This window comes from Paenibacillus swuensis (genome assembly GCF_001644605.1).
GTDB classification, from domain to species: domain Bacteria; phylum Bacillota; class Bacilli; order Paenibacillales; family DY6; genus Paenibacillus_N; species Paenibacillus_N swuensis.
Genome location: NZ_CP011388.1, coordinates 2,288,692 through 2,305,437, shown reverse-complemented (window position 1 = coordinate 2,305,437; position 16,746 = coordinate 2,288,692). Strand labels below are relative to the sequence as shown.

The window sequence follows — 16,746 nt, the reverse complement described above, 5'->3', positions numbered from 1 at the left end:
GAACTATGAGGTAGATTTTCAAATCATGTGACTGACACAAATTAATTCCATTATTTATGTATTTAGCTACTCCAAAGTTCTTTTTTATGCCCCCACCCCAAAACTGAGTCAACGGGAGACCCCAACACGTGGCTCCAAAAAGGAATAGCCACCCACCCCGCACCAACTTATTCGTCCCCAAAAATAGCCGTCCGCCCACCATAGCACCAACTTATTCGCCCCCAAACTGACTCTACGGGAGAGCCCATTAATTCATGTTCATCAATTTACCCAATCTGGGTGCATACTTGAGTGCACAACCGGGTCCATACTTAAGTTCATAACTGGTGCATACTTGAGTTCATAACTGGTCCATACCTGAGTGCATAACTGGGTGCATACTAGCCCAAAAACATGTTCTAGAATTATCGCTTTGATCTGTTTACACAACAAACCCCGCCGCGTAATTCACGGAGGGGCTATTTTTGGCATCTGTTATGACATCGCCCTACAACACTCCCATCGCGCTCAGACGCGCCCGCACTTCCCGCTTCAACGCCTTCTTCTCACTATCTTCGAGGTAAGCCGCGTCCAGCCCGTTCAGCACCAAGGCTGTCATCTCACGAATTGAAAAGTCCAACTTCTCCCTCAACATGAGAAACTCCCTGGTCAGATTCGTGCCCGACACACTGGGATTATCGGTATTGATCGTCACTTTGACGCCTTGCTCCATATATTCTCGTATCGGATAGGCGCTCCAGCCCGCGACCGCCTTCGTCTGGATGTTGCTCACCGGGCACATTTCCAGCGGAATGCCTCGCTTCGCTACCAACGCCAAAACCCGCGGGTCTTCGTTCATCCTTACGCCGTGACCAATACGCGTCGCGCCCAAATTGGACACCGCTTCCCTGATGTTATCCGCTCCCGCAGCTTCCCCGGCATGAATGGTGACCGGCAAAGCCCTTTTATCCGCCGCAGCGAACAATTCGCGAAAGCCCGAGGCCGGATAAGCCTCCTCATCTCCCGCTAAATCCACCGCGACCAGCCCATGCCCGATAAAAGCAGCAGCCGCCTCCACCACTTCCATGTTCATCTTGCCGGTATGGTGCCGCATGCAGATCGCAATGGCCCGGGCTTTGACCCCATAATCCCGCTCCCCCCGTCGCAGCCCGGCGATGACATGACCAATCGCATCCTCCGCGGACAACCCGCCGGCTCGATGCAATTGCGGCGCAAACCGGACTTCCACGTACACGCACTTGTGCCCAGCCGCTTCTTCAACCGCCTCGTAGGCGAGCCTTTCCAGCGCTTTACCCGTTTGCATGAACCGCGTTGTAAATTCGAACTTTAACAAATACTCCCGCAAGGAGCTGCACGCATCCGTTACCCGCATATAAGGTATCAGGCCCTCCACATCCCGCGCTGGCAGTGCTAACCCCTGCTCCCCGGCCAGTTCCAACACGGTCTCCGGCTTCAGGCTGCCATCCAGATGAAGGTGTAAATCCACCTTCGGCATCTCGTGAATCCAATCCTTGATCCGTTCTTCTTGCATGCCAGCTTCCTCCTCTTTGTCACATCCACTCATCATGAATCGGATCCACCACATCGCAGCAAGTCTTATACGTATTTAACAATTTATGTTAGCGGCGTGTAAAAGGGTTGTCAATAGGCTATGTAAGCTTTCCTTCCATTAATTACATGCAACATTACGAGTCGGCGCGGCGTTTACTATTACATCCTTATTCAGAAAAGAGGAACATCATTATCATGAGAACATATTTGTTGAGACTTGCCGTTTTGGCATTCACTTTGGTTATAGCATCAGGTTGCGGAAACGCGGAAACAGCACATGAGAAAGCCGCACGTCAAAAAAACACTGCCTATGAAGTCGCGGGCATCCGGGATCAACAGGCATTTATGCAAATGGTGGCGGAGGTGCAAGTCGCGGTTGCAGCGGATGATGCGGAGAAGCTCGCGAGACACATTCTCTACCCGATGAGAGTAAACGGCGGCGCGGTCACGGAAATCAGCGACAAAGAAGCCTTAGTGGCCCAATATAAGCAAGTGTTTTCGGACAAAATGAAGGGGGTTATTACGGCCGGGACACCGGAGTCTCTTTTTGCCAATGAACAAGGGGTGATGGCGGGGCTCGGCGAAGTGTGGTTCGGCGCGACTACGGATCAACCGCAGAAATATGGGATTATTGCTGTGAATGTGCCTGTGGAGTAATTGAATATGTGCAAAATAAAGAAGACATGGCCCAAGGGTCATGTCTTCTACTGTTTATTTCACCGGAAACCAACCTGGTGAGTTGATAATGGCTGCCCACAGCGCATCCGGCACAACCAGCTCAGCTTGATCATCCTTGCTTACGGTCGTTCGGATCTCCGCCTCGCGGCCTTGTTGCACTTTCTCCACCCAGTCGGGTTCCATAATGAGTTCACGGCCCAAAGCTACCATCGCCGAGCCTGACTCCAGCGCCGCAACCGCTTCGTCCGGCGTATGAATGGAGCCAACGCCGATGAGCGGGGTCCGGCCCGCAATCGTTTCTAGCACGAGCTCGAGACGTGTGCGGGAAGGATCCGCACCGCGACGTGCTTTCGAATCGATCTCCATCAGGGAGATATGGAGATAATCCAGTTGTTGTTCCGCTAACGCGTTCACCAGCGCCGCTGTATCTTCCATCGTGATTCCCGGCGTTTCCGGCTCTTCCGGCGAGAACCGGTAACCCACGATGAAGGATGGATCGGCTTCGGCCGCGACCACCTTTTTCACCTCTTCCACAATCGCCAGCGGGAAGGTCATGCGCTTCTCCAAGCTCCCGCCGAATCGGTCTGTACGGCGGTTGGAATGCGGGGAGAAGAACTGTTGGACCAGGTAGCCGTTCGCGCCGTGGATTTCCACACCGTCAAAGCCCGCCTGGATGGCGCGTCGTGTTGTGTCGCCGAAAGCCTTAATGATCTCGTCCACTTCCGCTTCGGTTAACTCGCGCGGCGTTACCGCGCCTTCCGCTTCCGCCGGAATGGCGCTGGCGCTGACCACATCGCCGTCCGGGACGAGGTTGGCGGGACAGCTGCGTCCGCCGTGGAAGATCTGGAGCACGGCTGCGGCGCCTTGCTCTTTAATCGTCGCAGCCAAGCTCCGCAGGCTTTCGATCATCTCGTCGCTGTGACCTCCGAATTCCCCCGGGAACCCTTTGCCGTTAGGCGTCACGTACGTGCAAGCGGTGATTACCATGCCTGCTCCGCCTGAGCGGCGGGCGTAATACTTCAGCTCATCTTGCGAAACTGTCCCGTCCTCATGGGAGGCAAAATTGGTCATGGGCGCCATAACCACTCTATTCTTCAATTCGCGCCCATTGCGCAACGTTAACTTCTCAAATAAAGGCTGAAATTTCGAATTCATATTCATCTCTTCTCCGTCTCCTCAATTGTGTATGATTTAATTGTATAAAACCTTTAAGCTATACACTATCCTTTTTCCCGACAGAAGTCAATTTACCCATTAGGCGTAGGATGTAAACATAGCAAAGAGCCGATCCGCGGATCGGCCCTTTTTCTTGGGGCGCATTGCATTGCATTGCCTTGCCTTGCCCTGCCGCGGCCCCTATATATTCGCGTTGCGAATCTCTTTGCGTTTCTTCTTCACCTTCACATGCGGCTTGCCGGCGCAAACGTAGCCGACATAGCGATCGAACGTTTCCGCCAGAAACACGTAGCGGAACTTCCCTTTCGCGCGCGCATACCCTTGCCGGGTCAGCTTCTCGCGCAGTGCTGTATCATCGCGCAACCTGTGCACCGCGGCGGCGATGTCCGCAGGCGAGTTCGGGTCCACGAGCAAGCCGGTCTCGCCGTCCAGCACCGCTTCCCCCGCGCCGCCGGAGCGCCCGGCGATCACCGGAATGCCCGCTGAAGCGGCTTCCATATACACGATGCCAAAGCCTTCGGCATCCCGGTTACTGAGCTGACGGCATACCATCAGAAACTGATCGCATGTGTTGTAATACGCATTCAACAGTTTGCTGTCATGAACGTTGCCGAGGAACTGGACCCGGTCCGCCACCCCGTGCTGCTGGGCCAACTGCTCCAACCGCCCGCGCTCCGGCCCGTCACCGATAATCAGATACACAGCGTTCGGGATCAACCGGATCACCTCCGGCATCGACTCAATCACGCGGTCATGCCCTTTGCGCAGCACCAACCGGCTAACCGACAGCATGACGTATTTGCCCTCAAGCCCATGCTTACGTATCAACTCCGCATTCTTCCCCTGCTTCTCGTACACGTCCTCCACACCGGGATACACAAGCTCGATCCGCGCGGGATCGACCCCGTATTCTTCCACATACCGCTTCGTGAAATGACTGTTCGTCAACACGCCGTCCGCATTGCGCAAAATCAACTTAATCACATAATTCAATCCGACGAACCGCCGAAACATGAGCATATCCATCCCGTGCGTTGAAATCATATATTTATGCCCCATAAACAGCTTCAGCACATACCCGATAATGCCGATCAGCACGAAGCCATAGATCGTAACGTCCGCCCTCTCCCGTCGAATCGCATGGCGCACATAGCGAAACAGCCGAAACCAGGAGGTGAAGTCAATCCCTTCATTTTGAATAAAAGGACCCCGAATAATCTTATAAGGCTGCAAGGCGTCGAATTCTTCGTCTCCCGCATACTTGGGCGCCAATACCGTGACATCATGACCCGATTGCCTGGACAAGTGATGATAATATTGCTGCATGCCGCCGACGCCGGGTGGAAACACGCCCGTAACCAGAAGAACCTTTTTACGAACCATGTAATCTCATCCTTTTTCTCAAAATATGAACCCCGTTCATCAAGGCAAAAAACAGAATTTCGCTCATCACATTCCACAGCCGCGCAATGACGGAAATTTGTACGGCGGTCTCCTTGTCCATCCGAAAAGATAGAAAGTAGACAAGAAATCCTTCCCGTACGCCAAGCCCCCCGGGCAACGGACTGAGCAGTCCGAGGAGCCAAGAGGATGCGAACGTGCCGGCCGCGTAGCCGATGCCGATTTCCTCGGTGGGAAAGCTGCGCAACAGCAGCCAGAACGCCGCGCCCATCACAAGATGGCTGCCGAGAAAGTAGGCCAGATAGAGGAAGAACTTTTCCCGGCTCAGGTGAAACGCGCTGCCGGGCGACAACCGCTCCGCAAAGCGGCGAAACGGGCGCATCCGCATCCATCGGACCGATCCCCTGCGAAGCCAGGCGGTGCCTTTTTCATAATATAAATAGACCAGCAACAGGAACAGTCCTACCGGTAATAATACCGCCGCGGGCAACAGATGAAGACTGATGGCCAACCCCAGGGAATAAACTAGAGCCGCAAGCACAATCAATACATTCTCGTAGAGGATCGTGGTCATCTGCACATCCAGCTTCACCCCTTCGCGGCTTGTGAGCGCCACGCGTCCCGCATAATTCCAGAACCCGCCGGGAATATACTTGGCGAATTGGGAGTTGATATAAATTCTTAATCCAAGCCCGTAAGGAAGTCTGCGCTGCCCGTCATTCAGGATCGTGACCCAGATCGCCGCCTGCAAAACAAGGAAAAGCGTAAACACCCCTAACGAAGCATAGAAATACATGCCGCTATGACGCAAATAATTCGAGACCTGGGCCGGCTCCAAAGGAATACTGCGGATGACATAATAAAGGACGAGTACGGCCAGGAGCGCTTTCAGCGTCAGAAGCAGCACCTTTTTTACCGGGACTGATCGCATTTAACCACCGCCTATATACCTATTATAGCTCGCCGGACCTCAAGATAAGGCCGCTTTACGAACTCTCAACAAACATTTGGTCCCTACCCAACATCATCCTCATTCTTCCCGCAAAATAAACCCTCCGCCTTTGCTAGTATACTAGTCCACTTTTTGAAAAATACGTCATTCCGCAAAGAAACCCTATGTCCGATGACATAAGGTTTCCGAATTTCAGTATTTAACGGGCCATTTCCTGAGTGCTTGCGGCAGACAGGCGGGATGTCGAGGGGGTGTGCGACATGGGCTGATAAACCAGATGCCCTTTGGAAAAGACGGCTTCCCTGCGCGGGGCCGAAGCCATGGCATGCTGTACATTGAGCGCATCCACCAGCATAAAACTTGCTTCTTCACCGACCAAAGGTGTCAAGGAGCGTTCCGTCGCCAGCGCATAGGTTGAAATCAATTGCTCATCAGTTACCCACCCGCTCTTCTCCGCCAATCGCGAAGCGCGTTGCAGCATGTCTCCGTTGCCGTAAGGCGACCATGCGTCATTGATATTGTCGGTGCCCAGTCGGAAGGTCACCCCCGCGCGAGCCAAGGCGTCCGCACTCGGCATCGGACGGTCTGTCGGTACACTGGACAGGATGGTTACACCCGCTTCTCTGACCGCGTCCAAAGTAGAAGCCGCCTCCTGCTCAGAGACCATCCCCAGGCAATAAGCGTGACTGACCGCGACTCTCCCTTGTTTATTTCCTTGAGCTGTATAATCCGCTACAAGATCAATTGTATATAAGCCGAGATGCCCTGCATCATGCAGATGGAGATCCACCCCCGCGTTAAATTCGGCGCTAAGCTCGAACATGGCTTGCAGGCTGGCCTCCACTCTTAGGTCCAAACCTGCCGGATCCACGCCCCCCACGTACTGAGCACCGCGGCGCAACGCTTCCTTCATGACGCCGACGGAGCCGGAACGAAGCAAGCCTTGTTGGGGGAACGCCACAATCTCGATATCCATTCGGTCCTTCAATTGCTCCTTAACCTCTAGTACCGCTTCGAGATGACTTAATCCGATGTCGGGATCGACGTCCACATGCGTCCGGATGCGGGTCGTGCCTTGACTCAACAGGAGCTGCGCGAGCAACATCGCTCTTTCTTGCACCGGATGGCGCAAGCTTGCGAGCATCTCTTTCTCGAATTTTAATTGTTTCTCCAGCGTCACAAACGGTTGCAGCGGCCTCCAATCTTCGCCCAGAAAATGCTTATCCAGATGACAATGCATGTCTGTCAGAGCCGGTAGGTACAGCAATCCTTTTGCATCCCAACTGGTGAAACTCTGGTCCATAACGGTACCGCTTGGCGCAATTTCCTTGATCTTTCCGTGCTCCAGCACCAGATCCTTCAATTCACGGTCTACGCGCACCTGCTTGATGATCATATTCATGTTCTCGTCCTCCAATAGATTCAGTTGCTCCGGATGCTGCGGTTCCACCGGTTGCTCCGCCCAGGTATGCTTTCGTAATGTCGGCATCTCGCAGAAGATCCGCGGCCGTGCCTTCCATGACGAAGGAGCCGTTCTCCAGCACATAAGCGCGATCCGCCACGGACAACGCCTTGCGAGCCAGTTGCTCCACAAGCACGATGGTGACGCCGTCGGCTTTAAGCCCGCGGATGATGCGGAATATCTCGTTTACGATGATCGGCGCCAATCCGAGCGAAGGCTCATCCAGCAAGAGCAGCTTCGGCTTGCGGATTAAAGCCCGCGACAACGTCAGCATCTGTTGCTCCCCGCCGCTGAGCGTTCCCGCCGTCTGGTTCAGCCGCTCTTTCAACCGGGGAAACCGCAGGAAGAGCGGCTCCAGCTCTTGGCTGAGATCGGATTTGCGCATCTTCCCCGGGTGTATGCTTAACCCCATCCGTAAGTTCTCCATTACCGTCAGCGCGCCGAAGGTTTCCCTGCGTTCGGGCACCAAGGCCACACCCAGCGCCGATGTGCGGTGGGCGGGCAGAGCAGAGATTTCCTTTCCTTCCAGGAGAACGGAGCCCGACGCGGGTTTTACCAATCCGATAATCGCGTTCATTAAGGAGGACTTCCCCGCGCCGTTCGCGCCGATGACGGCTACAATTTCTCCTTCGCCCACGTTCATGGAGACGCCGCGTAACGCTTGCACCGCGCCATAGCGGACGTGCAGATCGTTGATTTTAAGCATCGTCATCCTCCTCGCCGAGATAAGCCTGAATGACGCGCGGGTTCCGGCATATTTCTTCAGGCGTCCCTTCGGCAATGATGCTGCCGTAGTCCAGTACCGTCACCCGGTCCGAGACTCGGGCGACAAAATCCATGTGGTGCTCAATCAGGAGAATGGACAAGCCGGCTGACTTCAGCTTGCTTATGACATTCTCCAGATGCTCGATCTCGCCCGCCGTCATGCCCGCGGCGGGCTCATCCAGCAAGAGCAGCCGCGGCTGCACCGCGAGCGCTCTTGCGATCTCGACCATGCGCTGGTGGCCGTACGGCAACGCCGTCGCGGGCTCCGAGCGATCGCCGGCATAGCCGACCAGGTCGAGATACGCGTGAGCGCGGACCGCCAGGTCGGCTTCGTGTGCCCGGGCGGCGCCGGTACGGGCCAGCGCCGCGAGCAGTCCCGGCCGGAAGCTGTCGGCCATCGCCGCCATGACATTCTCCAGCACGGACAACTCGCCGAAGAGGCGGGTGTGCTGGAATGTGCGGGAGATGCCCGCGGCGGCGATCTGCTGGAGCGACAGGCCGGACAGCGGCCGGGCTTGGAGCGTGACGGCGCCGGCGTCGCACGGGTAGAAGCCGGAGATCATGTTGAGCACCGTCGTCTTGCCCGCGCCGTTCGGCCCCACCAAGGTGTGAACTGTGCCTGTGGCGACATCAAAGCTCACATCCTTGACGACATGCAGTCCGCCGAAGCTTTTATTCAGCCCCCGTACTTGCAGCACGGCTTCCTTCCCCGTCACAGCATTAGCTTGCAACGCCGGTAACAAACGGTCTAAAGACAACCGCGGTGTTTGCGTTCGTGTTGATTTCGGTATTATTGTCTCTGGCAACGTAGTTGTCGCCGTTATAGGACCCCGCAACTCTTCTGTTCGGGCAAGCCGGCGATTGAGGGGCACCCAACGCTTCACCCATGCGCCTCCAGTCCCTGCAATACCTTTGGGCAAAAGATACAAAACCAGAAACATAATGCTGCCGTATAGGGCTAACCGGAGCTTCTCCAGCTCCAGCACCTCCGGCAGCATGACGATAATCAAGGCACCGATGACCGGCCCCAGAAGCGTGCCGGCGCCGCCCAGAATCACGATGAGAACCAGTTGAACCGACATATGAAAGCCGAATGTGTCGGGGCTGATGAAACTGTTTGCATGCGCATAGATGGCCCCGGCCAACCCGGCCAGTACGGAACTGAGCGCAAAGGCGATGTATTGAACCCGGAACGGCTTGATGCCCACCGAAGTTGCGGCAATTTCATTCTCCTTTACCGCGATCATCGCCCGGCCCCAAGCCGACCTCCTCACGTTGCGCAAGATGAACAGCGCCGTCAGAGCGCCAACCAACACCAGTTCATACATGGAGGTTAACGTAAAGGTGTAGCCCAACGCGGAGGGTTTGGCTATGCCGGAAATCCCCAGCGGACCGCCGGAGAATCCGTCCCAACGAATCAGAATCTCGTTAATGACGATCCCGAAGGCGATGGTCACCATGGAGAGATACACCCCGCCCGCCCTCAGTGTGGGGATGGCGAACAGCGTCCCGGTCAGCAGCGCCGCCGCCACGCCGATGAGACCCGTTACCCAGAAGCTTAAGCCGTAGGTATTGCTGAAATAGGCGGATACATAGGCGCCCACGGCCATCAGTCCCGCATGACCGATGGAGACAATGCCGCAGTAGCCGATCAGAATGTTCATACCTGCCGCGATCATGACATAAATCCCAATCATATAGAGAATATTGGTGTAATAGCTGCTTAGAAACAGCGGCGCGACCGCCAACAGACTCAGGACGGGCACAAGTAAGGAGACGGATAAGGAGAGTTTGCCGAACCCGAATGTCTTTCCCCGGGTTAATGCCGCTTCCGATTCCATATTATTTCACTCCTTTCTGGGTAGTCATACCTTCACCGGCATTCGGGTACCAAACAGTCCGGTCGGTTTGAGGTAGAGTACCAGAATAACGACCAGGTAAATAATGATTTCTCTGAAATCGGTGGAAATATATTGTGCGACCGCCACCTCGGCCAACCCAAGCACTAAACCGGCAATGACAATGCCTTTGGCGTTGTTTAATCCGGCGAGAATGGCGACGGAGATTGCTTTCAGCCCGAGCGCGAGGCCGATAGACACCGACACGGCGTAGTTGGTCGACATCATCGCGCCGCCCCAACCGGCAAGCATCCCGCTCAGCACGTAGGCTACCGCCACCACACGGTGAGTGCCCACGCCCATCAGCTCCGCCGCGGTGCGGTTGTCCGCCGTGGCCCTCAGCCACAGTCCCCAGTGGGAGTACTTGTAGAAATAAGCCAAACCCGCGAAGAATAATGCCGCCAGCGGTATGAAGATGAGTTCTTTCCAATACACGCCGGCGCCCATGATCCGCACCATGTTCTCTCCCGCCGGGGAAGCGACAACCCGTTCATCGGGTCCCCAGAAGTATTGCGCTACATCCTGAATGATAATACCGGCCGCGATGGTGCTTAACACCCAGCCTACCGAGGAAGGATCCTTGGCAAACTTGCGAATCGCAAGACGTTCCATGGCGATTCCAACGACACCGACAATTGCACCTGCGAGCAGCAACGCCGCGATGAACGGCATGCCGCCGGACGTGAAGCTGTACATCAGCATCCCGCCCAGCATGACAAGCTGGCCTTGCGACATGTTGAGTGTGCCGTTCACCACATAGGTAAGGCTGTATCCAAGCGCGATTAAGGCGTACAAACTCCCGATCGCCGTACCGCTAAGCAATAATTGAATGAAGTCTGACATTCGCTGCGCCCCTCTTTCCTATTGTTTGTCCGAAGGCACCAACAAGCCGTCTTTCCACATGTTCATCAGATAAGAGTTCACATCAATCGCATCGTGATTATCTTTCGTATAGACCGTGTCCCAGTCCTTGATGACACCGCTGTAAGGTCCCGCATCCGTCTCCAGCGTTTCCCGCAGAGCATCGCGATCTTTCTTCAGGTCACCGGTCAGTTCGGTCTTCCCTATCGCGTCGAAGAGAATCATCGCGCCGTCAAAGCCTTGAGCCGCGGAGGCAAAAGTCGTTGGGATCCCGCCAAACTTCGTCTTGAACGCTTCAATAAACTTCTTCGCGGGTTCTCGGGTCTGGTCTACGTTGAAATTCGCGGTCTGAATGGCGAATGTACCGTCGGTTAGCGGCCCGCCTACTTCCAGGATGCCTTTTGACACCATCCCGTTCTCCCCTACGACAGGCACTTTCCAAGAAGCTTTCTCCATCGCTTTCAGAACATAGCCGTTGGACGCGCCCATCCCGAACAAATAGATGACTTCGGCTCCCGCTTCCTTGGCGCGAGCAACCTGTGCCGTCATATCCTGATCCTTCAGGTTGAAGGATTCCGTCGCCACCGGCTTCGCGCCTGCTTCGTCCAGCGCTTTCGTCATGGCATCCACGGCGCCTTTACCGTAACCGCCGCTCTCGTGGAGAATTGCAATCTTCTTCGTGCCAAAATGCTTCTCAATAAAGCCCAACGCGTATTTCGCCGTAATCTGCGCGTTCATTCGCACGCCGAACGTCCACGGTAATCCGTTCAATACGGAAGCGGGCACGTTGGATGTCAGGATCATGAAGGGGAATCCTTCTTCCTTCACGATCGGCGATTGCGCGAGCATCACCGTGCTGTTAAAGCCGCCCAGTGCCGCGAGCACCTTCTCTTTTTGCCCGAAATCACGTACGATACTGACACCCCGGGTTGGATTCTCCTCCGTATCCCTTACGACCAGCTCCACCGGACGCCCGTTAATTCCGCCGCCTTCATTCACGAAATCAACAGCAATTTGCGCGCCCTTGTAGATGTTCTCCGCCGTCTCTGCATTGGACCCCGTCGCTTCCGTGGACATTCCGATAAGGATTGGCGATGTTGCCTCGGCTTCGGCTTTGGCCACCGTATTCGCCTCATTCTCTTTTCCGCATCCGGTCAATACCCCTGCTCCGACAACCAACGACAGCACCAATACGCTCCACTTCTGATTCCATAATCTCATCTTCATCTAACCTCCTTGGTATGGGTTACACAATCGATATGTTCACGATCCCAATAGATCTGTTCCCGCTTACTCGTCTCTGCCGTCAACTTTCCCCGCTTCCAAACCTGCGTACGCTCCGGCCGGTCCAGTAACACTTCCCTCACGTTCCGTACGGGATACAAGGCCATATCGGCCGGACAACCGGGCGTAAGTCCGTAATCGGACAGGCCCAGCGCCGAAGCCGCGCCATAGGTGGCCATGCGAATCAACTGCTCCGCTTCCTGCCCGGTGCCCATGTATGCCGTCTGGGCCAGCAGCCACGCCATATCCAGCGGGTCTCCCGTCCCGAAGGGCGTAAACGCGTTCCGGATGTTATTCGTTCCGAAGATGACGTTCACCCCCCGTTCCAGAAGCGTTTTAACCGGTGCCAGCCCTCTGCGGGGCCTTTCCATGTCGCCTCTCCCGCCTAGGTACAAGTCCGTGGCGGGTAACGCGATAATATGGATCCCCGCTTCGGAAATACGGTCCGCTATAGCAGGCAATTCGCTTGACATTACCGAGCCAAGCGAGGTTACATGCCCCGCGCACACCCTTCCTTGGAGTCCCCGCTCTATGGTCATGTCCGCTATACGCACAATGTTGCGATCATCCGGATTATCAGAGAAATCGACATGGAAATCTAACGGTTTACCATACTTTTCTGCCAGTCCGAACACATAAGCCAAATGCTCTTCCGCGTCCCTGTCGTTATAGGGAATGCCTCCGACCGCATCTACGCCCATGCGCAAAGCCTCTTCCATCCACGCCGCGGTGCCCGGCTGCTGAAAGATGCCTTCCTGCGGGAAAGCGACGATCTGAATGTCCAGAACGTCCGCCATCTGCTCCTTCAGTTCCAGGATGACTTCGACGGCAGTCAGCTTCAGGACGGGGTCGATCTCGGCATGACACCTTAAGTGTGTTACACCGTTCACCACGTCCCGCTTCAATACACGCATACTGCGCTCCCGCATATCCTCCTTCGTAAACTGCCGCTTCATCTCCCCCGTGATTCGAATGGCTTCCTGCAACGATGCCGGCTCCGCCTGCATTCGCTCTAACAAATGCGCCTTTTCCAAGTGAATATGCGGCTCAACGAACCCGGGTAGCAGTAACTGACCATTCGCGTGAACCGTCCTCTCCGCCGGAGCGTCTGCAACCTGTCCGGAGGGCAGAATCCATTCCACGCGTCCCCCCTGTACGCCTACATCCACGGGCATTACTTTTCCTTGCATGACACAGTTGCGAATCAGCAGTTGGAGCATAGGACCCCCCTCAAGCGTTTAATGCGTTAGTTTACCTGACATTGTTGTTTGTAGTCACCCTCATTGTAATTTCAAGCTATGTGAATGTCATTGTACGATTTATACAATAAGATCGCAGTTCATTTGTACGAATTACACAAAGTTTCTTTACAGGTTCTTCTGGTTATGTTAGCTTCTTTTACATATAACGAAGACGGGATGTGATGACATGCTATTGGAACAACTGTTGAGGATCCCGATATTTAAGCATGCCGAGGTGCTCGCAGGCCAACATGGGCTCCGCCGGAATGCGGGTTCCGTCAATATTATGGATGCTCCCGATATTATCAACTATCTGAAGAAGGACGAGCTGTTGCTCACGAACGGATACTTCGTCAAAGATCGCCCGGACGCGCTCATTACGCTAATGACCGACATGCATGCCATGGGCTGCACCGGTCTTGCCATCAAGACCAAGCGCTTTTCGCTGGACATTCCCCGGCATGTGTTGGACGAAGCCGACCGCCTTCAGTTTCCCATTATTGAACTTTCCGCCGTTACGCATTCGCTGGGTGAAATCTTTCAACAGTCCACAAGCACCATTTTGGAAAATAAAAGCCACGAGCTCCACTACGCCCTGACCATTCATAAGCAATTCTCGGCCATGATCATGCACGGCAAGGGCATCTCCGAGATCATCGACATGCTGACCCAGCTGGTTTCAGTGCCGGTACTTCTGGTCAATTCCAAGCTTCAGGTGACGGGGCGTTCGCAGCACTTTCATCATCCGGACATGCAAGCGCTCATAGCTGCCACCCTGTCCACCTTGCCGACATTATTCTCTGAACCTGCTGCGCCGCTTTCGCTGTGCCTCCTGCAGGAAGGTGTTGGGAATAACCGCCATGTGGAGCTCTTCCCTATTCACACGTACCGTCATGAAGGTTATATCATCGCTTATCACACGGAGCAGAATGACTCCAAGCTATCCCTGCTCGCCATGGAACAAGCCGCTAATGTCATCGGTTTGGAGTTAACGAAACGCCAGGCTGTAAAGGAGCGCTCGCGCCGCTATAAGAACGAGTTTTTCCTGGATTTGGTGGAGGGGTACATTACTTCGGAGCAAGAAGCGCTTCATCGGGGCAAAAAGTACGGACTAAACAACCAAGATACCTCGATTATCCTGGTATGCAAACAAGATGAGTATGCGGAACCGGATGCGTCGGGGATGCGGCACCGTCTGGGGGCTTCTCTGGCTGAAGACCGTCTTTATTCGGAGCGTGATGCGCATTACGAGATGATCAAGAGGGCATTCTCGGCACTGGGGCTTCCTTTTGTCATGTTCAATAAGAATGATGTGTTCGTGATCTTGACGTTTCTGAAGGATCCGGCATGGGAGGAACAAGGTTTGCTGCAACGCCTGGAAGACATGACCGAGCAGATGCACGCGGATTCCGGGCTTAACTTCTCCATGGGCATCGGGAATCCGGTGACAAATGTGCTGGATTTGGAGCTGTCATACAAGGAAGCCGTGAAAGCCTTGCAAACGGGAGTGCGGATGAACAAAGGCCGTTTCGTGCATTCCTATCAGATTCATGAGGTCAGCCGGCTGTTGCGCATGATTCCGTATGATGAACTGAAGCAATTTTATATGGAAACGTTCAGGGAATTAGTCTCTTCCCATGATGGGGAGAACAGCGAGCTCTTGCGCACACTCTGCGTTTACTATGAGAATCACTGCGCTTTGGCGGAGACGGCGAAGCAATTGTATGTGCATCGGAACACGGTGATTTACAGGCTGGAGAAATGCGAGAAGCTTACAGGACGCCGGTTGAAGGATCCGATGGAGAGCTTGCGGTTCCGAATCGCGTTCACTTTGGAGCCGTTGATCAAGGTGAAGCCTTCATAGGCTTTAGTCGAAGCAGAGGGGCTTGCTATCAAGATTGTAGGGCAGAGCAGCAGGGGGGCGGGGGGCGAGGTGCGGGATGCAAGGGCAAATCGCTCTAACGAATCCCCATAACGCTAAAGTCGCATAATCACCCTCTTTGGATATGTAAGGAATCCTGGTAACGCTAATGTAACCATAATGAACAAATATAAGTTAGAAATCGGTAAATAGAGTGATGTGGATTCCTTAGAAAATAAACTAGTGTGTTTTGAGCCAAATAGCGTTACCAGGATTCGTTAGCGCGCGGGGTGGGCGCGAGGCTGGATTATGTTGCTTGATCAACTGCCACGTATTAAATCCATTTTAGCGACAATGCTGGGGTTATCCCGAAGAATCAGGTGAACATTATTTTCGTTTCAATGCTGGGTTATCCCCAAGAATCAGGTGAAAATGATATCCGTTCTTTTCAAAAAAATACTTTACCAAAACAAAAAAATCACTTCATTGCCTTTTTCTATCATAAAACTGAGCTTTAGGGATAACCCAGCATTCCAGTTCAAATAAGAATAATGAACACCCCCTAATGCATTTCAATCCCTAGTTAACACCCTAATTTTAAATACTTTCTATCATATCAAAAAAGCCGGCAATCGCCGGCTGCTGTCTCACAATTAATTCTGTTCTTCCATGGGCGTTAACGAGTGCAATGACTCACGGTCATCTTCCAACAGCTCGGATGCACGCTCGATCGGTTCCATGTAAGGTTGGCCGCTCGCTTGATGAATGGCATTGTCAGCGGACTGTAACGCGTTCTCCGCTTGCTCGATCATCTGTTCGGACGGATGGGATTGAGCCTGTTTAATCGCATTGTGCGCCGACTGTACAGCATTCTGGGCTTGCGAAACGCGATTCTGATCTTGCAGACTGGTATCATGCGGTGATATGACGAACGCCTCCTTCAATTGATGAACTGTCTTAATTTGGGAAGGCGCGCCTTGTTTTATGCATCATTCATTCTAAACATTTCATCGAGGTGCCGATGAACAATCTTTCGCATCATATTCGCTTCGAGCGGTTGGGTAAGGCGAATACCGTGCATCGCCAGGCCGTCGAGCAAGGCATGCAATCGACGCGCTTCCGCTTCCGGATCCCAAGGCGCGCTTTGGCCGAGTCCCCGTTTTATCTTTTGTAAGGATTCATACAGGTTACTGTACAGCTCGTTGTGCAGCTCATCTCCCAGCCTGGATAGTTCGGGATCTACCATAGTCTTGGCGTAAAAGGCAAACCACACCTTCGTTTCCTGGTAACGCTCTTCATCCATCGGAAGCATTTCCTCCAACAATTGCTGCATATCTTGCCTAGGGTCCCCGGTAAACGGTAAAGCTTCCACTCTCCCTCTTACCCGCTCGGATACTTGATTCATGGAATAAGAAAGAAGCGCAGACTGCGAATCGAAATAGTGACGCAGGGAACCCAAGGAAATACCCGCCTCGGTAGCGACACTTCGCACGGTAACTCCCTCAAGTCCCTCTCGTTGGATAACTCGCCATGCGGCGTGGGCTAATTCAATTTTACGTTGTTCATGATCTACGATTTTTGGCATAAAATCATCCTACCATAGTTGTTTTTTCAAT

At 54.0% G+C, this 16,746-nt stretch carries 14 protein-coding genes; 2 read left to right on the top strand and 12 right to left on the bottom strand.

What is annotated here, in order from left to right:
- Positions 1-487: 487 nt before the first annotated feature.
- Complete coding sequence (gene add / locus SY83_RS10095) at positions 488-1,531, bottom strand: adenosine deaminase (RefSeq protein WP_068606139.1); 1,044 nt, start codon at positions 1,529-1,531, stop codon at positions 488-490.
- 215 nt (positions 1,532-1,746) lie between these two features.
- Here add and SY83_RS10090 point away from each other — a divergent pair, with 215 nt between their 5' ends.
- A complete protein-coding gene (locus SY83_RS10090) occupies positions 1,747-2,208 on the top strand; it encodes a hypothetical protein (protein ID WP_068606137.1) in 462 nt (153 codons plus the stop codon).
- Between the two features lie 54 nt (positions 2,209-2,262).
- Here the strand turns inward: SY83_RS10090 and SY83_RS10085 are convergent, their stop codons facing one another.
- From SY83_RS10085 to SY83_RS10045, 9 genes are all read right to left on the bottom strand, one after another.
- Positions 2,263-3,384, bottom strand: coding sequence for an NADH-dependent flavin oxidoreductase (locus tag SY83_RS10085; protein WP_068611028.1), 1,122 nt, complete (start codon positions 3,382-3,384; stop codon positions 2,263-2,265).
- A gap of 201 nt (positions 3,385-3,585) precedes the next feature.
- Positions 3,586-4,788 carry a glycosyltransferase family 4 protein gene (locus SY83_RS10080; RefSeq protein WP_068606135.1) on the bottom strand — a complete coding sequence of 401 codons (1,203 nt, stop codon included), beginning with the start codon at positions 4,786-4,788 and terminating at the stop codon, positions 3,586-3,588.
- A complete protein-coding gene (locus SY83_RS10075; protein ID WP_068606133.1) occupies positions 4,778-5,737 on the bottom strand; it encodes a lysylphosphatidylglycerol synthase domain-containing protein in 960 nt (319 codons plus the stop codon). The genes SY83_RS10080 and SY83_RS10075 overlap by 11 nt, the downstream gene beginning before the upstream one ends.
- Positions 5,738-5,957: 220 nt before the next feature.
- On the bottom strand, positions 5,958-7,154 hold the full coding sequence (locus tag SY83_RS10070; RefSeq protein WP_231891446.1) for an amidohydrolase family protein: 1,197 nt from the start codon (positions 7,152-7,154) through the stop codon (positions 5,958-5,960).
- Positions 7,123-7,926, bottom strand: coding sequence for an ABC transporter ATP-binding protein (locus tag SY83_RS10065; protein WP_068606129.1), 804 nt, complete (start codon positions 7,924-7,926; stop codon positions 7,123-7,125). The genes SY83_RS10070 and SY83_RS10065 overlap by 32 nt, the downstream gene beginning before the upstream one ends.
- Positions 7,919-9,826 (bottom strand): branched-chain amino acid ABC transporter ATP-binding protein/permease, encoded by a 1,908-nt coding sequence (locus tag SY83_RS10060; RefSeq protein ID WP_068606127.1) that lies wholly within the window; start codon positions 9,824-9,826, stop codon positions 7,919-7,921. The genes SY83_RS10065 and SY83_RS10060 overlap by 8 nt, the downstream gene beginning before the upstream one ends.
- A gap of 24 nt (positions 9,827-9,850) precedes the next feature.
- Positions 9,851-10,726 (bottom strand): branched-chain amino acid ABC transporter permease, encoded by an 876-nt coding sequence (locus SY83_RS10055; protein WP_068606125.1) that lies wholly within the window; start codon positions 10,724-10,726, stop codon positions 9,851-9,853.
- An 18-nt stretch (positions 10,727-10,744) separates the two neighbouring features.
- Positions 10,745-11,965: an ABC transporter substrate-binding protein gene (locus SY83_RS10050; protein WP_068606123.1), complete on the bottom strand. Its 1,221-nt coding sequence runs from the start codon at positions 11,963-11,965 to the stop codon at positions 10,745-10,747.
- A 2-nt stretch (positions 11,966-11,967) separates the two neighbouring features.
- On the bottom strand, positions 11,968-13,248 hold the full coding sequence (locus tag SY83_RS10045; RefSeq protein ID WP_068606121.1) for an amidohydrolase family protein: 1,281 nt from the start codon (positions 13,246-13,248) through the stop codon (positions 11,968-11,970).
- A 208-nt stretch (positions 13,249-13,456) separates the two neighbouring features.
- Here SY83_RS10045 and SY83_RS10040 point away from each other — a divergent pair, with 208 nt between their 5' ends.
- A complete protein-coding gene (locus SY83_RS10040) occupies positions 13,457-15,133 on the top strand; it encodes a PucR family transcriptional regulator (RefSeq protein ID WP_068606120.1) in 1,677 nt (558 codons plus the stop codon).
- A gap of 650 nt (positions 15,134-15,783) precedes the next feature.
- Here SY83_RS10040 and SY83_RS10035 read toward each other — a convergent pair.
- Both SY83_RS10035 and SY83_RS10030 read right to left on the bottom strand, forming a co-directional pair.
- Entirely contained in the window at positions 15,784-16,074 is a 291-nt protein-coding gene (locus SY83_RS10035) for a hypothetical protein (RefSeq protein WP_231891412.1), read from the bottom strand.
- A 38-nt stretch (positions 16,075-16,112) separates the two neighbouring features.
- Positions 16,113-16,715 carry a TetR/AcrR family transcriptional regulator gene (locus tag SY83_RS10030; RefSeq protein WP_068606119.1) on the bottom strand — a complete coding sequence of 201 codons (603 nt, stop codon included), beginning with the start codon at positions 16,713-16,715 and terminating at the stop codon, positions 16,113-16,115.
- Positions 16,716-16,746: the final 31 nt, after the last annotated feature.